The sequence below is a fragment of the Streptomyces hesseae genome, assembly GCF_031845785.1.
In the GTDB taxonomy this organism is placed as follows: Bacteria; Actinomycetota; Actinomycetes; order Streptomycetales; family Streptomycetaceae; genus Streptomyces; species Streptomyces hesseae.
Genome location: NZ_JAVRFI010000015.1, coordinates 96,522 through 114,395 on the forward strand (window position 1 = coordinate 96,522; position 17,874 = coordinate 114,395).

Sequence of the window (17,874 nt, forward strand, 5' to 3'; positions counted from 1 at the left end):
TTCACGCCCGATCCGCGACGCGTTCGCCGAGCAGTCCTTGTGGCCGTACGAGGAGGACGACGATGAGCAGGACGAAGGCCCAGACGTCCTTCCAGCCTCCGCCGCCGAGCTGCTGCATTCCGGGGATGTGCTGGATGTAGGTGGTGGAGGCCGTTTCGGCGATGCCGAGGACGACGCCGCCGAGCATGGCGCCGTAGATGTTGCCGATGCCGCCGAGGACGGCGGCGGTGAAGGCCTTGAGGCCGAGGATGAAGCCCATTTCGAAGTTGATCTGGCCGGCGCGGAGTCCTTGGGCGACGGCGGCGACGGCTGCGAAGGCGCCGCCGATGGCGAAGGCGAGGACGATGATGCGGTTGGTGTCGATGCCCATGAGCCGGGCGGTGTCGGGGTCCTGGGCGGTGGCTTGCATGGCGCGTCCGGTGCGGCTTTTGGCGACGAAGAGGCCGAGGGCGAGCATGCACAGGGGTGCGGCGACGAGGACGAAGACGTCGTCGCGCTGGAGGTGGACATTGCCGGTGAGTTCGAAGGCGTCGCCGTGGAATTGCGGGAAGCCGCGGGATTTCTTGGCGTCGGGGTAGAAGGCCCAGACGAGTTGCTGGAGTGCGATGGACAGGCCGATCGCGGTGATGAGGGGGGCGAGGCGGGGGGCGTCGCGGAGGGGGCGGTAGGCGAAGCGTTCGGCGGCGGTGGCGACGGCGACGGAGGCGAGGGCTCCGCCGAGGAGCATCAGGGGGAGGGCGGCGGCGAGGGGGACGCTGTCGGGGAGCCAGAGCCGGACGGTGAGGGCGCCGAAGCCTCCGATCATGACGATCTCGCCGTGGGCGAAGTTGATGAGCTGGACGATGCCGTAGACCATCGTGTAGCCGATGGCTATGAGGCCGTAGAGCGTTCCCAGTGCGAGCCCGCTGACCAGTGTCTGCGGCAGTTCGTGCACCGCGTGCCTCCCCGTCGGGTGTGGTGGACGGTGCCGCGCGAGGGTGTGCGCGGGTGCGGGTGCCTTCGCGCGGGCGCCCCGGTCAGTCCTGGAAGGTGGCGCTCTTGAGGGATTTCCAGGCTCCGCCTACGACCTGGTAGACGGTCAGCTGTTTGTTGGTGGTGTCGCCGTACTGGTCGAAGGAGACTTTTCCGGTGACGCTGTCGAAGGAGACCTTGCTCATGGCGTCGAGGACTTTGGCGCGGGCGTCGGCGGGGAGTTTGCCCTTGTTGTCCTCGACGGTTTTCTTGACGGCCTGGACGATGGCCCAGGCGGCGTCGTAGGAGTATCCGCCGTAGGTGGCGTAGGGGTCCTTGTAGCCGGCGTCCTTGTAGCCCTGGACGAATTTCTTGGCGGAGTCGAGTTCTTCGACGGGGTAGCCGACGGAGGTGGCGAGGTCGCCGTCGTTGGGTTCGCCGGAGGCGGTGATGAAGCCGGGGTTGTAGATACCGTCGCCGCCCATGAGGGGGATGCGGGCGCCGGCCTTCTTGACCTGGTCGGAGAGGAGGCCGGCTTCGGGGAACTGGCCGCCGAAGTAGACGGAGTCGGCTCCCGAGTTCTTGATTTTGTTGGCTATGCCGGAGAAGTCGGTCTCCTTGACCGTGAGGTGGTCGGTGCCGGCGATGTCGCCGCCGAGGCGTTTGAATTCCTCGGCGAAGATGGTGGCGAGCCCGACGCCGTAGGTCTGTTTGTCGTCGACGACGAAGGCCTTTTTCTTCTTGGCGTCCTTGTAGAGGTACTGGGCGGCGAATCGGCCTTGGATGATGTCGGTGGTGGCGGTGCGGAAGTAGGTCTTGAAGGGACGGTTCTTCTCGCCCTTGGCCCAGTTGTCGCCCTGGGTGAGGGCGGGGTTGGTGTTGGCGGGGGAGACCTGGGTGAGGTCGGCCTTGGCGAAGACGCCCTGCATGGACTGGGCGACGCCGGAGTTCATGGGGCCGACGACGCCGAGGACGTCCTTGTCGGCGACGAGTTTGGCGGCGTTCTGCTGTCCGGTGCCGGGGACGGCCTGGTCGTCGAGGGCGGTGGTCCTGAAGGTGACGCCCTTGACCTCGTTGTTCTTGTTGGCGGTGCGTACGGCGAGGTCGACGGAGTTCTTGATGCCCTGTCCGAACGGGGAGAGCGAGCCGGTCAGCGGGGCGTCGACGCCGATGGTCACGGTGGTCTTCGCGCCGCCGTCGCCGGTGCCGTTGTCCTTGGCGCTGCCGGCGTCGCGTGATCCGCAGGCGGTGAGGGTGAGGGCTCCGGTGGTGAGCGCGGCGGTGAGGATGACGAGGGAACGGTGGCGCACGCTGGGTCCTTTCCCTGGCGCGGTGGCCTGTGGAGAGGTGCCGTGTCACTCGCCGGGCGGATCGGGCGCGGGTGGGGGAGGTGCTGTGCCGGATGGCTGCGGTGTGCTGGACGAACGGCCCGGCGGTCATGGTGTGCCGTGACTTTAGGGGGTGGGCGCGGGGGTCGGGCAGAGGTGACGACGATGCTGTGACTTTCTTGTTATGACGGAGATCACACTCCGCTTTTCGGTCGTCGTCGGGCGCCTGGATGCGCGACGGCCGGCCGCGGGGTCCCGTGGCCGGCCGTTGTGGCGGTGGTGCGGTGTGTCCGTCAGCCGGTCGCCTGTTCGCGGATGACGCAGGTGAGGCGGGCGGAGCAGACGCGGCGGTCCTGCTCGTCGGTGATGACGATCTCGTATGTGGCGGAGGTGCGTCCGCGGTGGACGGGGGTGGCCACGCCGGTGACGAGGCCGGAGCGGACGCCGCGGTGGTGGGTGCAGTTGAGGTCGACGCCGACGGCGATCCGGGTCGGCCCGCCGTGGAGCATGGCGCCGACCGAGCCCAGGGTCTCGGCGAGGACGGCGGAGGCGCCGCCGTGCAGCAGGCCGTAGGGCTGGGTGTTGCCCTCGACGGGCATGGTGCCGACGACGCGTTCGGGGGAGGCCTCGACGACGGTGACGCTCATGCGCTCGCCCAGGTGACCGGCGGAGAACAGGGCGTTGAGGTCGAGCCCGCTGCCGGTCCACCGGTCGAGGATCTCCTGCGGGAACGTGGTCTTGCTGTGCTCGCCCATGACGCGCGGCTCCGATCACCCTGGTCGTTGTGGTGTGAAATTTTTTTCAGCTCGACGGTGCCGCCGTCAACCGTTGCGATCTTCCATTCCCGCAACCGGCTTCCGTCACCGGCCGGTGCTCGGCTCGAGCCGGATGACGACGGACTTGCTGGCGGGGGTGTTGCTGGTGTCGGCGGTGTGGTCGAGGGGGACCAGGACGTTGGTCTCGGGGTAGTAGGCGGCGGCGCAGCCGCGGGCCGTGGGGTAGTGGACGACGCGGAAGCCGGGGGCGCGGCGTTCGGTGCCGTCGGTCCATTCGCTGACGAGGTCGGCGTAGGCGCCGTCGGCGAGGTCGTGGGCGCGGGCGTCGTCGGGGTGGAGGAGGACGACGCGGCGGCCGTTCTTGATGCCGCGGTAGCGGTCGTCGAGGCCGTAGATGGTGGTGTTGTACTGGTCGTGGGAGCGGAGGGTCTGGAGCAGCAGCCGGCCCTCGGGGACGTGGGGGTGTTCGACGGGGGCGGCGGTGAAGTTGGCCTTGCCGGTGGTGGTGGGGAAGGTGCGGCTGTCGCGGGGGGCGTGGGGGAGGGTGAAGCCGCCGGGGCGGGCGACGCGGGCGTTGAAGTCCTCGAAGCCGGGGATGACGCGGGCGATGCGGTCGCGGATCGTCGCGTAGTCGGCTTCGAAGTCCTCCCAGGGGGTGTTGCTGGTGTCGCCGAGGGCGCGGCGGGCGAGGCGGCAGACGATGGCGGGCTCGGAGAGGAGCTGGGGGCTCGCGGGTTCGAGGCGGCCGCGGGAGGCGTGGACCATGCCCATGGAGTCCTCGACGGTGACGAACTGGTCGCCGGTGTGCTGCCGGTCGCGTTCGGTGCGGCCGAGGGTGGGGAGGATCAGGGCGCGGGCGCCGGTGATCACATGGGAGCGGTTGAGCTTGGTGGAGACGTGGACGGTGAGCCGGGCGCGGCGGACGGCGGCTTCGGTGACGTCGGTGTCGGGTGTGGCGGAGACGAAGTTACCGCCCATGGCGAAGAAGACCTTGGCCTGTCCGTCGCGCAGGGCGCGGATGGCGCGGACGACGTCGAGGCCGTGTTCGCGGGGCGGGGCGAAGCCGAATTCCCTCTCGAGGGCGTCGAGGAACGCGGGGGCGGGGCGTTCGAAGATGCCCATGGTGCGGTCGCCCTGGACGTTGCTGTGGCCGCGGACGGGGCAGACGCCGGCGCCGGGGCGGCCGATGTTGCCGCGCAGGAGCAGGAAGTTGACGACTTCCTTGATGGTGGGGACGGAGTGCTTGTGCTGGGTGAGGCCCATGGCCCAGCAGACGATGACGCGCTTGGAGTCCAGGACCATGCGCAGGGCGGTTTCGATCTCCTCGCGGCGCAGTCCGGTGGCGCGGAGGGTCTCGTCCCAGTCGGCGGCGCGGGCGGCTCGGGCGAAGTCGTCGAAGCCGTGGGTGTGCTCGTCGACGAAGGCGGTGTCGACGGCGCCCTCGGTCTCCAGGATCAGGCGGTTGAGGAGGCGGAAGAGCGCCTGGTCGCCGCCGAGGCGGATCTGGAGGAAGAGGTCGGTGAGGGCGGTGCCGCCGGCGGCGAGGCCGCGGGCGTTCTGCGGGTTCTTGAAGCGTTCCAGGCCCGCCTCGGGGAGCGGGTTGACGGTGATGATCCGGGTGCCGCCGTGCTTGGCCTTCTCCAGGGCGCTGAGCATACGGGGGTGGTTGGTGCCGGGGTTCTGTCCGGCGACGATGATCAGATCGGCCTTGTAGAGGTCTTCCAGCAGGACGCTGCCCTTGCCGATGCCGATGGTCTCGGTGAGCGCCGAGCCGGAGGACTCGTGGCACATGTTGGAGCAGTCGGGCAGGTTGTTGGTGCCGAACTCGCGGGCGAAGAGCTGGTAGAGGAAGGCGGCTTCGTTGCTGGTGCGGCCGGAGGTGTAGAAGACGGCTTCGTCGGGGGTGCCGAGGGCGTGGAGCTCCTCGGCGATGATGTCGAAGGCGCGTTCCCAGGTGACGGGTTCGTAGGCGGTGGCGCCCTCGGCGAGGTACATGGGGTGGGTGAGGCGGCCCTGTTGTCCGAGCCAGTAGCCGCTGCGCTCGGCGAGGTCGGCGACGGGGTGGGTGGCGAAGAAGGCCGGGGTGACGCGGCGGAGGGTGGCCTCCTCGGCGACGGCCTTGGCGCCGTTCTCGCAGAATTCGGCGGCGTGGCGCTTGTCGGGCTCGGGCCAGGCGCAGCCGGGGCAGTCGAAGCCGTTCTTCTGGTTGACCTTGAGGAGGGTCAGGGCGGTGCGGCGGACGCCCATCTGTTCGTGGGCCACGCGCAGTGAGTGGGCGATGGCGGGCAGCCCGGCGGCGGCGTGCTGCGGGGCGGTGACGCTGGGTGCGTCCTGTACGGGATCGCCGGTGGGCGGCTTGCCTGCCATCTCGCTCTCCCTTGAGCGCTCGGTGGATCTTGGGACGTGCGTGCGGTGCCGATCCTGTCACGGGGGTGCGGCGGCGGCCGTGGTGAGGGTGACCGGGGCGCGGGGCGGTCGGGATTGTCAGTGGGCCGTGGCAGGATCGGGGGCGTGGCATCCAAGGCATCGAATACCCCGACCGAAGCGAACGACCCGACCGGCGACGCCGGGGGAGGCCGTCCCCGTCTGCTGTTGATGGACGGGCACTCCATGGCCTACCGGGCGTTCTTCGCGCTGCCCGCGGAGAACTTCACGACGGCGTCCGGTCAGACGACGAACGCGGTGTACGGCTTCGCGTCGATGCTGGCCAATACGCTGCGTGATGAGCGGCCTACGCATTTCGCGGTGGCGTTCGACGTGTCGCGCAAGACGTGGCGCTCGGAGGAGTTCCCGGAGTACAAGGCGACGCGGTCGGCAACCCCGGACGAGTTCAAGGGGCAGGTGAAGCTGATCGGCGAGCTGCTGGACGCGATGAGCGTGCGGCGTTTCGCCGTCGACGGCTTCGAGGCCGACGACGTCATCGCCACGCTGGCGACGGAGGCGGAGGCCGAGGGCTTCGAGGTCTCGATCGTCACGGGCGACCGGGACTCCTTCCAGCTGATCACCGACGCGGTCACGGTGCTGTACCCGACGAAGGGCGTCTCCGAGCTGACGCGTTTCACGCCGGAGAAGGTGCAGGAGAAGTACGGGCTGACCCCGGCGCAGTATCCGGACTTCGCGGCGCTGCGCGGCGACCCGTCGGACAATCTGCCGGGCATCCCGGGTGTCGGTGAGAAGACGGCCGCGAAGTGGATCAACCAGTTCGGTTCGTTCGCGGAGCTCGTCGAGCGGGTCGACGAGGTCAAGGGCAAGGCCGGGCAGAATCTGCGTGACCATCTGGAGGCGGTCAAGCTCAACCGCCGGCTGACGGAGATGGTGCGGGACGTTCAGCTGTCCACGCATCCGGACGATCTGGAGCGCGGGGCCTACGACCGGGCGGCGCTGGTGGCGTTCCTGGAGGGGCTGGAGATCCGCAACCAGGGGCTGCGGGACCGGCTGCTGGCGGCCGACCCGGGTGGGGAGTCCGCCGAGGAGGCGGCGCCCGAGGCGGGCGCGGAGGTCGACGGTGTGGTGCTGGGCGCGGGCGGTCTGGCGCCGTGGCTGGCCGAGCACGGCGCGGGCCCGCTGGGTGTGGCGATCGTGGACTCGTGGTCGCGGGGCAGTGGCCGGGTCGCGGAGATCGCGCTGGCGACGGGCGAGGGCCCGGCCGCATGGTTCGACCCGGCGGAGCTGGACGAGGCCGACGAGCGGGCGTTCGCCGCGTGGAGCGCGGACCCGGAGCGTCCCAAGGTGATGCACGACGCGAAGGCCGCGATGCGGGTCTTCGCCGATCACGGCTGGTCGGTCGAGGGCGTCACGATGGACACGGCGCTGGCCGCGTACCTGGTCAAGCCGGGGCGCCGGTCGTTCGCGCTGGACGCGCTGTCGGTGGAGTACCTGGGGCGTGAGCTCGCCACGGCCGCGGCCGGTGACGGCCAGCTGGCGTTCGGCGCCGACGAGCAGGCCGAGGCGGACGCGCTGATGGGCCGCGCCCGTACGGTGCTGGACCTGGGCGGCGCGTTCGAGGGGCGGGTCGCGGAGGTGGGCGCCGCGAAGCTGCTGACCAATGTGGAGCTGCCGACGAGCGCGCTGCTGGCCGGCATGGAGCGCGCGGGCATCGCCGCCGACCGGGGCTGGCTGGAGCGCATGGAGCAGCAGTTCGCCGCGGCCGTGCAGCAGGCGGTGAAGGAGGCGCATCTGGCGGCGGGCCGCGAGTTCAACCTGGGCTCGCCCAAGCAGCTCCAGGAGGTCCTCTTCGGTGAGCTGGGCCTGCCCAAGACGAAGAAGACCAAGACCGGTTACACCACGGACGCGGACGCGCTGGCCTGGCTCGCCGCGCAGACGGACAACGAGCTTCCGGTGATCATGCTGCGGCACCGTGAGCAGTCCAAGCTGCGGTCCACGGTCGAGGGCCTGATCAAGGCGATCGCCACCGACGGCCGGATCCACACCACGTTCAACCAGACCGTGGCGGCCACGGGCCGGCTGTCCTCCACCGACCCCAATCTCCAGAACATCCCGGTGCGGACGGACGAGGGCCGTGCCATCCGCCGGGGTTTCGTGGTCGGTGAGGGCTTCGAGTCGCTGATGACCGCCGACTACAGCCAGATCGAGCTGCGGGTGATGGCCCACCTCTCGGAGGACGAGGGCCTGATCGAGGCGTTCGCCTCGGGCGAGGACCTTCACACCACGGTCGCCTCCCAGGTGTTCGGCGTCGCCAAGAGCGAGGTCGACCCCGAGATGCGCCGCAAGATCAAGGCGATGTCGTACGGCCTGGCGTACGGGCTGTCGGCGTTCGGGCTCTCGCAGCAGCTGAACATCATGCCGGACGAGGCGCGTCGTCTGATGGACACGTTCTTCGAGCGGTTCGGCGGGGTGCGCGACTATCTCCAGCGCGTCGTCGAGGAGGCCCGGGCCACGGGCTACACGGAGACGATGCTGGGCCGTCGCCGTTATCTGCCGGATCTCAACAGCGACAACCGGCAGCGGCGCGAGATGGCCGAGCGGATGGCGCTGAACGCCCCGATCCAGGGCACGGCCGCCGACATCGTCAAGATCGCGATGCTGCGGGTGGCCGAGGCCCTGACGGCGGAGAAGCTCACCTCCCGGGCGCTGCTCCAGGTGCACGACGAAATCGTGCTGGAGATCGCGCCGGGGGAGCGGGAGAAGGTCGAGGAGCTGGTCCGTCGCGAGATGGCCGGCGCCGTCGAGCTGCGCGCCCCGCTGGACGTGTCGGTGGGTGTCGGCGGGGACTGGGAGTCCGCCGCGCACTGACGCCCGCGCAACCGGTGCCGTACGGCCCGTCCCCGGAGGATCGTTTCCGGGGGCGGGCCGTACGGCTGTTTCCGGGGGCGGGCCGTACGGCGTTGTTCTCTTCCGTGCCGGGCGTTGCTACCGTGCCCCATCTCTGACGCCTCGTCAGGTCCAGGGGAATCCGCCGGGAGGCTCCGCATGCGCGCACTGGCCGCCGCGGCCATCGGACTGGCCGCCGCCTTCGCCCTCGTCCTCGCCGTCACGGCCATCGGCCCACCCCAAGGCGAGACCTCCCCCGAGCCCCTGCTCACCTCCGCCCCCGCCCGGCCCTAGCGGAAGCGGCCCCGCCATGCGCCGACGGGCGAGCCTCGTACTGCTGGCACTCGCGGTCTTCTGCGCCGCGCTGTCACCCCTGCTGCGCTGGTACGCCTTCCCCCGCCTCGCCAAGGTCCCGGCCGGCCAGTACCGGACCGCCGTCATGGAGGCCGAGAACGCCACCCTCATCGACTACGGCACCCTCAAGCCCCGTACCGTCCCCCGCCTCACCGTGGTCCAGACCCTCAAGGGCAACGTCGAGAAGGCCCGCGAGGTCCGCGACGAGACCGGCCGCGACGTCGTCGTCTGGGACACCCTCTCCTACGCGGCCGGCCCCGACGGCGCCATGGTCTCCACGATCCCCGAGCGGTACGTCTTCGACGCCCACAGCCAGGAGCCCGTCCACGCGGGCGGCGAACACGTCGACGGCACCCCGGTGCGCCGCGACGGCATCGAGTTCAAATGGCCGTTCCTCGTCGAGAAACGCGACTACCGCTACTTCGACGCGATGACCCGCACCTCCGCACCCATCCACTACAAGGGCACCCGTACCTTCCACGGCCTGGACGTCTACTACTTCGAGCAGACGATCCCCTGGACCAAGGTCCCCCTGCCCAGAAAACTGCCGCTGGGCATCGGCCCCGACACCGTCCGGCAGCTCGGCCTGGAACGCTGGTACACCACCCGGCGCATGTTCTGGGTCGACCCCGTCACCGGCGCCCCGGTCAACGGCGAGGAGATCCACCGCGAGGAGATGCGCTGGACCGGCGCCCCCGGCAAGGAACCGATCCCCGCCTTCTCCGGCCATGTGAAGATGCGCCCCGCCGACGTCGACTCGGCCGTCGCCCTCGTGGCCACGCAACGACAGCTCGTCCTCCTGATCACCAGCTACCTCCCCTGGGGCCTCCTCGCCCTCGGAGGCGTCCTGCTCGCGCTCTCCCTCGCCCTCGAAGCCCGAGATCGTCGTGCGTTCGCGGCGCACCGGGCACACGATGGAGGGAAACCCGAACGGGTGACCCCGAAAGGGGTCGCCTGAGCAGAGGAGGCCCGCCGTGAAGGAGACCCCGGAGGACGCGTCAACCCCGTCCCGCCCCAGCCGGCTCTACACCGGCGCCGAGCGGCCCTTCGACCCCGAGGACCTCGTCATGGCCTCCGGCCACGACGTCACCCCCGAACGCGTCGAGGCGGCCCGGCGCCGCATAGAGGAGAAGGGAGCCGCCGCCCTGGAGCGCTACCTCCCCTGACGGAAGGGCCGGCGGACGGGTCGAACGACACAAGGAGCGGCAGCGCCCGAAGGGGCGCGGGGAACTGCGCGACCAGCCACGACGGCGCCGCAGCCGATCGACGCCCGCCGTGGCGCCTCCCGCGGAGCGCTTAGCGCCTGGCGTTGGCGCGGCGCGTCGCGACGGCCGTGGCCGGGTCCTCCGGCCAGGGATGGCGCGGATACCGGCCGCGCAGCTCGGCCCGTACGGACCGGTAGCCCTCCCGCCAGAACGACGCCAGATCCGCGGTGACCGCCGCCGGACGGCCCGCCGGGGACAGCAGATGGACGAGCACGGGTACCCGCCCTCCCGCGACCCGGGGCGTCTCGTGCAGCCCGAAGAGCTCCTGGAGCTTGACCGCCAGCACGGGCTGCTCACCGCCGTAGTCCACCCGGATCCGTGAACCGCTCGGCACCTCGATGCGCTCCGGCGCCAGCTCGCCCAGCCGCACGGCGTCACCGCTCGCCCACGGCAGCAGCCGCTCCAGCGCCGCGCCCGCGTCCAGCCGCTCAAGATCCGCGCGCCTGCGGGCCCGGTCCAGCTCCACGCCCAGCCACTCGTCCGCCCGCGCCAGCAGCGCCTCATCGGACACCTCCGGCCACGGCTCGCCCAGCTCACGGCGGAGGAACGCCAGCCGCTGCCGCAGCGCCGTCGCCTCCGCGCCCCACCGCAGCAGCCCCAGGCCCTCCCGCCGCAGCCCCTCCAGCAGCGCGGCCCGCACCAGCCCCGGATCCGGCGCACCCAGCACGCTCGCGGTCAGCTCCACCGCGCCCAGCCGGGCCACGCGGCGCGCCACGACGTCGCGCCGCTCCTCCGACCAGCGCACCTCCTCGCCCTCGCCGTACAGCGCCCCCGCCGCCGCCCGCGCCGTCCCCTCGTCGATCACGGCACCCAGCCGCACCCGCGCCGACGCGGCGGCGACGGGCCGGTCCGCCACGGCCACCGCGAGCCAGGGCGCGGTACGCAGCCGGGACCCGTCGCCCAGCTCGGCGCCGGTGCCCGACACCATCAGGTACGAGGCCCCGCCGCGCAGCCGCGCCACCCGTTCGGGGAACGCCAGGGCGGCGATCAGGCCGGCGACGGCGTCATCGGTGTCCGATACACCGCCCGTGGGGGCTGGGGGCTCCTCGGAGACGCTCCGCAGCGCGCTCTCCAGCCTGCGCGCCTCGACGCGCCAGCGGGCGCCGTAGGCGTCGTTCCCACGCCGGGCGGAGCGCCATGCCGCCGCCAGATCGTCCCCGTACTCCCTCGGCGGTTCCTCGCTCAGCAGCGCCACGACCTCCGCCGCCCGGCGCGCACCGACCTCGCGCGCGCCGTCCAGCAGAGCGCGCGCGAGACGGGGGTGCACACCCAGGCGCGCCATGCGCCGGCCCCGGTCGGTGGGCCGCCCGTCGGCGTCCACCGCGCCCGTGGCCGCCAGCACCGACCGGGCGGCCGCCAGAGCACCGGCCGGCGGGGCGTCGAGCAGCGCGAGCCCGGTCGCGTCGGGATCGCCCCAGCAGGCGGCCTGGAGGGCGAACGCCGTCAGGTCCGCCACCGTGATCTCCGCCGCCGGGAACGCGGACAGCCGCGTCTCGTCGGCCTCCGTCCAGCAGCGGTACACCGCCCCCGGGGCCTCGCGCCCCGCGCGGCCCGCCCGCTGCCGCCCGGACGCCCGGGACGCCCGTACGGTCGTCAGCGCGCTCAGCCCCCGGGCGTGGTCCATGCGCGGCTCCCGGGCCAGCCCGGCGTCCACCACGACCCGTACGCCCGGCACGGTCAGGCTCGACTCGGCCACCGAGGTCGCCAGCACCACGCGCCGCGCACCGGTGCCACCGGCCAGCACCGCGTCCTGCACGGCGGCCGGGGCCCGCCCGTGCACCTGGAGCACCTCCGCCCCGCCGGGACCCGCGCCGAGGAGCCCGGCCACCCGGCCGATCTCGCCCACACCGGGGAGGAAACAGAGCACGTCGCCCTCCCGCTCGCGCAGCGCCCGCCGCACCACGGCGGCCACGTGCTCCAGCAGCGCGGGATCCACGCGCATGCCGTGCGGCGGCCGTATCGCGCGCTCCGGCGGCGCCCACACCACCTCCACGGGGTGCGACACCCCCCGCGCCTCCACCACGGGCGCGCCGCCCAGCAGCCGGGCCCAGCCCTCGGCGTCCGTCGTCGCCGACGCGGCCACCAGCCGCAGCTCCGGGCACAGCGCGGCCCGCACGTCCAGGAGGAAGGCGGCCGCGGTGTCGGCGTCCAGATGCCGCTCGTGGCACTCGTCGAGCACCACGACGTCGACCCCGGCCAGCTCCGGGTCGCGCTGGAGACGCTGGAGCAGCACACCGGTGGTGACGACCTCCACCACGGTCGACGGCCCGGCCCTGCGCTCGCCGCGCACGGTGAAGCCGACCCGGCCGCCGGCCTCCTCGCCCAGCAGCCACGCCATGCGCCGCGCGGCGGCGCGCGCGGCGATGCGGCGGGGCTCGGCGACCAGGACCCGGCGAACCGGCCCGGAGCCGGTCAGGCCCGCCAGCACCAGCGGTACGAGCGTCGTCTTGCCGGTGCCGGGCGGCGCGCACAACACGGCCGTCCCGTGCCCGTCCAGCGCCTCCTTAAGCGCGGGCAGCGCGGACCGCACGGGCAACTGGGCGAGGGCGTCGTCACGGATCACGTGGCCAAGTCTCGCCTACGCGGAAGTCCGTCGGCCGCGGGCCGTCCGTGGCTGGTCACGCAGTTCCCCGCGCCCCTTACGGGGCGTGCCCGGGAGCGATCAGTCCCGCTCACAGACGAAGATCGCCGTCCCCGGAATCAGATGCCCCCGCAGCGGGGACCAGCCGCCCCACTCCTGCTGGTTCCACGCGGGCCACTCCGGCTCGACCAGGTCGACCAGGCGGAAGCCCGCGGTCACCACGTCGCGCACCCGGTCACCGAGCGTCCGGTGGTGCTCCACATAGATCGCCCGGCCTGTTTCGTCCTGCTCCACGTACGGCGTGCGGTCGAAGTACGACGCGGCCACGGACAGCCCCTCGGGCCCGGGCTCGTCCGGGAACGCCCAGCGGATGGGGTGGGTCACGGAGAAGATCCAGCGGCCACCGGGCCGCAGCACCCGCCGCACCTCGCGCATCAGCCGCACCGGGTCGGCGACGAACGGAACCGCCCCGTACGCCGAGCAGGCCAGGTCGAAGGAGCCGTCCGCGAAGGGCAGGGCGCAGGCGTCGGCCTCCACGAGCGGGAAGTCCGCGCCGATCCGCAGGGCGTGCTGGAGCTGCCGGTGGGACAGGTCGAGGGCCACGGGGCGGGCGCCCCGCGCGGCCAGCCAGCGCGAGCACTGGGCCGCGCCGGCGCCGATCTCCAGGACGTCGAGGCCCCTGAGCGACTCCGCCGGGCCCAGCAGGGCGGCCTCCGCCTCGTCGAGGCCCTCCGGCCCCCAGACGAAGCGGTCGTCGCCGAGGAAGCCGCCGTGCTCGTTCTGGTACTCGTCCGCGTTGCGGTCCCACCAGCCACGACTGGCCCGGCTGCTCTCCGTCTCGCCGGTCTCACGGCGGGTGGCCTCGGGCTCGTATTCTTGGGTCATCTGATCATCCCGGCGGTCGCGCTTGATCCTTACAGGTTCTCGCCCGAGCATGACGCCATGGAGCCCTTTGGGCGGCCCCGGGGGGTGACGCACCGGGGTGTTTCGGGGCCCTGTGGCCTCGCACAACCCGAGTTGTGCCGGAATTGCTGCGATTCGTCCCGGGTGTGCGCCTTCGCGCATTGACCGTGTCCCGCTGCCCCCGTATGCTACAAGTTGCGCTGCGGGCCTGCGCGCCTCAGACAGAGCAGGCCGCGCTCGCATCTGTTGTATGTCCCTCGGTTGTCGAGGCGCTCCCGGTTCCGCCGGGTCAAAGCTCTTTACGGAGAGTGCGCCTCCAAGGCTGTCCGGCTTCGGCGATGCGATACGGGCTCTCGGCGTAGCAGTACCTACGACTTCAATGTCCGTACCGGAGCCCTTTCCCACATGACGAGCAGCACCGAGACCACCGCCACCACCCCGCAGGTTGCGGTCAACGACATCGGTAACGAGGAAGCCTTCCTCGCCGCGATCGACGAGACGATCAAGTACTTCAACGACGGCGACATCGTCGACGGCGTCATCGTGAAGGTCGACCGGGACGAGGTCCTGCTCGACATCGGTTACAAGACCGAGGGTGTCATCCCCTCGCGCGAGCTCTCGATCAAGCACGACGTCGACCCGAACGAGGTCGTCAAGGTCGGCGACGAGATCGAGGCCCTGGTTCTCCAGAAGGAGGACAAGGAAGGCCGCCTGATCCTCTCGAAGAAGCGCGCCCAGTACGAGCGCGCCTGGGGCACCATCGAGAAGATCAAGGAAGAGGACGGGATCGTCACCGGTACCGTCATCGAGGTCGTCAAGGGTGGTCTCATCCTCGACATCGGCCTCCGTGGCTTCCTGCCGGCCTCCCTGGTCGAGATGCGTCGTGTCCGCGACCTCCAGCCCTACGTGGGCAAGGAGCTCGAGGCCAAGATCATCGAGCTGGACAAGAACCGCAACAACGTGGTCCTGTCCCGCCGCGCCTGGCTGGAGCAGACCCAGAGCGAGGTCCGCCAGACCTTCCTCACCACCCTCCAGAAGGGTCAGGTGCGCTCCGGCGTCGTCTCCTCCATCGTCAACTTCGGTGCCTTCGTGGACCTGGGCGGCGTCGACGGTCTCGTCCACGTCTCCGAGCTGTCCTGGAAGCACATCGACCACCCGTCCGAGGTCGTCGAGGTCGGCCAGGAGGTCACGGTCGAGGTCCTGGACGTCGACATGGACCGCGAGCGCGTCTCCCTGTCGCTCAAGGCCACCCAGGAAGACCCGTGGCAGCAGTTCGCCCGGACCCACCAGATCGGTCAGGTCGTCCCGGGTAAGGTCACCAAGCTCGTTCCCTTCGGTGCGTTCGTGCGCGTCGACGAGGGCATCGAGGGCCTGGTCCACATCTCCGAGCTGGCCGAGCGCCACGTGGAGATCCCGGAGCAGGTCGTCCAGGTCAACGACGAGATCTTCGTCAAGGTCATCGACATCGACCTCGAGCGTCGTCGCATCAGCCTCTCGCTGAAGCAGGCCAACGAGTCCTTCGGTGCCGACCCGTCCGTGGTCGAGTTCGACCCGACCCTGTACGGCATGGCCGCGTCCTACGACGACCAGGGCAACTACATCTACCCCGAGGGCTTCGACCCCGAGGCCAACGACTGGCTGCCGGGTTACGAGAAGCAGCGCGAGGAGTGGGAGCGCCAGTACGCCGAGGCGCAGCAGCGCTTCGAGCAGCACCAGGCGCAGGTCATCAAGTCCCGCGAGGCGGACGCCGAGGCTGCCGCCGCCGGTGACCAGGACGTCGCGTCGCAGGCCGCTCCGGCCGGTGGCTCGTACTCCTCCGAGTCGGCCGACACCTCCGGCGCCCTGGCGTCGGACGAGGCTCTCGCCGCCCTGCGCGAGAAGCTCGCCGGCGGCCAGAGCTGAGGCTCTGACCGACAGCACGGCTGAATAGCCGGCTGACCGACGTAAGGCCCGCTCTCCTTGGAGAGCGGGCCTTACGCGCGTTTGCCCTCCATTGAACCGGGGCGGGAATGGTCACGGCCCTCAAGAGCGTTCTCTCCCAAGGAACATGAGGAGGAACGGTCACCGTGATGGATCCGCAGGGTTTGTACGAATGGGAGCCCAAGGGGCTCGCCGTGGCCGACCTGGCTCTGGCCCAGGACACGGCCGGACTGGTCATGCTCTACCACTTCGAGGGCTACATCGACGCCGGTGAGACGGGCGAGCTGATCGTCAAGCGGCTGCTGGGCGACCTGCCCCACCAGGTCGTGGCCCGCTTCGACCACGACCGGCTCATCGACTACCGCGCGCGGCGTCCGCTGCTGACGTTCCAGCGCGACCGCTGGACCGAGTACGAGACGCCGAAGCTGGAGCTGTACCTGGTGCAGGACGCCACGGGCGCCCCGTTCCTCCTGCTCACCGGCCCCGAGCCGGACGTGGAGTGGGAGCGCTTCGCCGCCGCCGTACGCCTGCTCGTGGAGCGGCTCCGCGTACGACTGGCCGTCAACTTCCATGGCATCCCCATGGGCGTCCCCCACACCCGTCCCGTCGGCATCACCCCCCACGGCAACCGCACGGACCTGATGCCCGGTCACCGCAGCTACTTCGACGAGGCCCAGGTGCCCGGCAGCGCCGAGTCGTTCGTCGAGTACCGCCTCGCCGAGGCCGGCCACGACGTTCTGGGCGTCGCCGCCCACGTCCCCCACTACGTGGCCCGCTCGCCCTACCCCGACGCGGCTCTGACGGCCCTGGAGGCGGTCACCGCCGCCACCGGGCTCGTCCTGCCCGACGCCGCGCACGCCCTGCGCACCGCGGCGCACCGCACCCAGGAGGAGATCGAGCGTCAGCTCGGCGAGGGCGACGAGGAGCTGATCGCGCTCGTCCGGGGCCTTGAGCACCAGTACGACGCGGTGGCCGGGGCCGAGACCCGGGGCAACCTCGTCGCCGAGCCCGTCGAACTGCCCTCCGCCGATGAACTGGGCGCCGAATTCGAGCGTTTCCTCGCCGACCGGGAGGGCGACGGAGGCCGCTGACACCCGGCCCGATAGCGTGGGGCCCATGCTGAAGGTGGGCCTCACGGGCGGGATCGGCGCGGGCAAGAGCGAGGTGTCGCGGCTCCTCGCGTCGTACGGAGCGGTCGTCGTCGACTCGGACCGGATCGCGAGGGAAGTGGTGGAGCCGGGCACGCCCGGACTGGCGGCGGTGGTCGCCGAGTTCGGCCCCGGCGTCCTCACCGGCGAGGGCACCCTCGACCGGCCCGCGCTGGGCGCCGTCGTCTTCGCCGACAAGGACCGGCTCGCCGCCCTCAACGCCATCGTGCACCCCCTGGTCCGCGCCCGCTCGGCCGAGCTGGAGGCCGCCGCCGGCCCGGACGCCGTCGTCGTCCACGACGTCCCCCTCCTCGCCGAGAACGGGCTCGCCCCCCTCTACGACCTGGTGGTGGTCATCGACGCGAGCACCGGGACCCGGCTGGAGCGGCTCGTCCGGCTGCGGGGCATGACCCCCGACGAGGCCCGCGCCCGGATGGCGGCCCAGGCCACACGGGAGCAGCGCCTGGCCGTGGCGGACCTCGTCATCGACAACGACGGCCCGCTGGAGGCGCTGGAGCCCCAGGTCAGGGCCGTCTGGGAGCAACTGCGCGAGCGGGCGGCGATGCGGTCCGGCTGAGCCGTTCATCAGATCGGGTGAGGCCGGGTGCGCACCGCCGATGGACGGTGGCGCTCGGCCGGCCCTCGGCGAGCCCTTCGTACGGGGCCTCCACGTTCGTACGCCGATGACGCGAGCGGTCGTCGGGCCGTCGCACCGCGTCATCACCTCCCCTCCGCGTCGCTAGCGTGTCGCCCCGAACGGCGTCACAACGCGGCTGCTCCGAAGGGGAACGACGACCATGGCCATGCCGGAACTGCTCGGCGCGAGCCCCTTCGCGCCCACACCCCGGCCGAGGATCAAGACCCGCCTGGGCGGGGTCTGCCTCGTCGTGGCCGGACTGCTGCTCATGGAGTTCACCGCCGCGTCCGCGGTGAAGGCCTTCGGCTACGCGGACCATCAGGGGACCATGACCATCGGCCACTGCACCATCACGCACCGGGGCAGCGGCCATGAAGGCACCAGCTGCGACGGGGTGTTCCGCCCCTCGGACGGCGGCACGGTGCTGACGGACGCCGAGATCGACGGCGCGTACGTCCCCGGTGAACGGGTGAAGGTGTACCGGGAATGGGGCTCCTATTCCCTCATCAGCCTGCGGGCCTTCTGGGAATGGCTGATCCTTCTCTTCATGGCGCTTCCGGTCATGGCCCACGGCGTCATGCTCGTCGTCGCCGGATTCCACCCCAGGACCATCGGGCAGTTCAAGGCGGTCCGGGAAATGCTGCGCAAGGCCAGGGTGGTGGAACACGTCCGATGGCTGCGCAGGGTGGGAGGCATGGGCATGCTGGCGTGCTTCCTACTGGCGTGCGTATCACCGTGAC

At 71.4% G+C, this 17,874-nt stretch carries 14 protein-coding genes; 8 read left to right on the plus strand and 6 right to left on the minus strand.

Annotated elements, in window-relative coordinates; translation table 11 throughout:
• Position 1 precedes the first annotated feature (1 nt).
• The 4 genes from RM609_RS22225 to RM609_RS22240 form a co-directional block, all read right to left on the minus strand.
• The gene (locus RM609_RS22225) at positions 2-934 is read right to left on the minus strand and encodes a branched-chain amino acid ABC transporter permease (protein ID WP_311613263.1); all 933 of its coding nucleotides are present in this window, start codon (positions 932-934) and stop codon (positions 2-4) included.
• 82 nt (positions 935-1,016) lie between these two features.
• Positions 1,017-2,261: a branched-chain amino acid ABC transporter substrate-binding protein gene (locus RM609_RS22230; protein WP_311613264.1), complete on the minus strand. Its 1,245-nt coding sequence runs from the start codon at positions 2,259-2,261 to the stop codon at positions 1,017-1,019.
• Positions 2,262-2,572: 311 nt separating this feature from the next.
• Positions 2,573-3,034, minus strand: coding sequence for a PaaI family thioesterase (locus RM609_RS22235; RefSeq protein WP_311613265.1), 462 nt, complete (start codon positions 3,032-3,034; stop codon positions 2,573-2,575).
• 105 nt (positions 3,035-3,139) lie between these two features.
• The gene (locus RM609_RS22240) at positions 3,140-5,422 is read right to left on the minus strand and encodes an FdhF/YdeP family oxidoreductase (RefSeq protein ID WP_311613266.1); all 2,283 of its coding nucleotides are present in this window, start codon (positions 5,420-5,422) and stop codon (positions 3,140-3,142) included.
• A 228-nt stretch (positions 5,423-5,650) separates the two neighbouring features.
• Between RM609_RS22240 and polA the strand changes: the two genes are divergently transcribed.
• The 4 genes from polA (at position 5,651) to RM609_RS22260 (ending at position 9,846) form a co-directional block, all read left to right on the plus strand.
• A complete protein-coding gene (gene polA / locus RM609_RS22245; RefSeq protein ID WP_311613328.1) occupies positions 5,651-8,308 on the plus strand; it encodes a DNA polymerase I in 2,658 nt (885 codons plus the stop codon).
• 177 nt (positions 8,309-8,485) lie between these two features.
• Positions 8,486-8,620, plus strand: coding sequence for an SPW_0924 family protein (locus RM609_RS22250; protein ID WP_311613267.1), 135 nt, complete (start codon positions 8,486-8,488; stop codon positions 8,618-8,620).
• Positions 8,621-8,636: 16 nt separating this feature from the next.
• Positions 8,637-9,638, plus strand: coding sequence for a cell envelope lipid trafficking protein PgfA (gene pgfA, locus RM609_RS22255; protein WP_311613268.1), 1,002 nt, complete (start codon positions 8,637-8,639; stop codon positions 9,636-9,638).
• Positions 9,639-9,654: 16 nt separating this feature from the next.
• A complete protein-coding gene (locus tag RM609_RS22260) occupies positions 9,655-9,846 on the plus strand; it encodes a hypothetical protein (protein WP_311613269.1) in 192 nt (63 codons plus the stop codon).
• Between the two features lie 130 nt (positions 9,847-9,976).
• Here RM609_RS22260 and hrpB read toward each other — a convergent pair whose 3' ends face one another.
• Positions 9,977-12,508 carry an ATP-dependent helicase HrpB gene (gene hrpB / locus RM609_RS22265; protein WP_311613270.1) on the minus strand — a complete coding sequence of 844 codons (2,532 nt, stop codon included), beginning with the start codon at positions 12,506-12,508 and terminating at the stop codon, positions 9,977-9,979.
• Positions 12,509-12,607: 99 nt separating this feature from the next.
• Positions 12,608-13,411: a class I SAM-dependent methyltransferase gene (locus RM609_RS22270; protein WP_311613271.1), complete on the minus strand. Its 804-nt coding sequence runs from the start codon at positions 13,409-13,411 to the stop codon at positions 12,608-12,610.
• Between the two features lie 423 nt (positions 13,412-13,834).
• Here RM609_RS22270 and rpsA point away from each other — a divergent pair, with 423 nt between their 5' ends.
• The 4 genes from rpsA to RM609_RS22290 all read left to right on the plus strand — a co-directional run bounded on the left by rpsA (position 13,835) and on the right by RM609_RS22290 (position 17,873).
• Positions 13,835-15,331, plus strand: a complete 1,497-nt coding sequence (gene rpsA, locus RM609_RS22275) for a 30S ribosomal protein S1 (protein ID WP_311613272.1) — start codon at positions 13,835-13,837, stop codon at positions 15,329-15,331.
• Between the two features lie 164 nt (positions 15,332-15,495).
• The gene (locus tag RM609_RS22280; protein ID WP_311613273.1) at positions 15,496-16,440 is read left to right on the plus strand and encodes a PAC2 family protein; all 945 of its coding nucleotides are present in this window, start codon (positions 15,496-15,498) and stop codon (positions 16,438-16,440) included.
• Positions 16,441-16,465: 25 nt separating this feature from the next.
• Positions 16,466-17,074 carry a dephospho-CoA kinase gene (gene coaE / locus RM609_RS22285; protein ID WP_311613274.1) on the plus strand — a complete coding sequence of 203 codons (609 nt, stop codon included), beginning with the start codon at positions 16,466-16,468 and terminating at the stop codon, positions 17,072-17,074.
• Positions 17,075-17,294: 220 nt separating this feature from the next.
• Complete coding sequence (locus RM609_RS22290) at positions 17,295-17,873, plus strand: hypothetical protein (RefSeq protein WP_311613275.1); 579 nt, start codon at positions 17,295-17,297, stop codon at positions 17,871-17,873.
• Position 17,874: the final 1 nt, after the last annotated feature.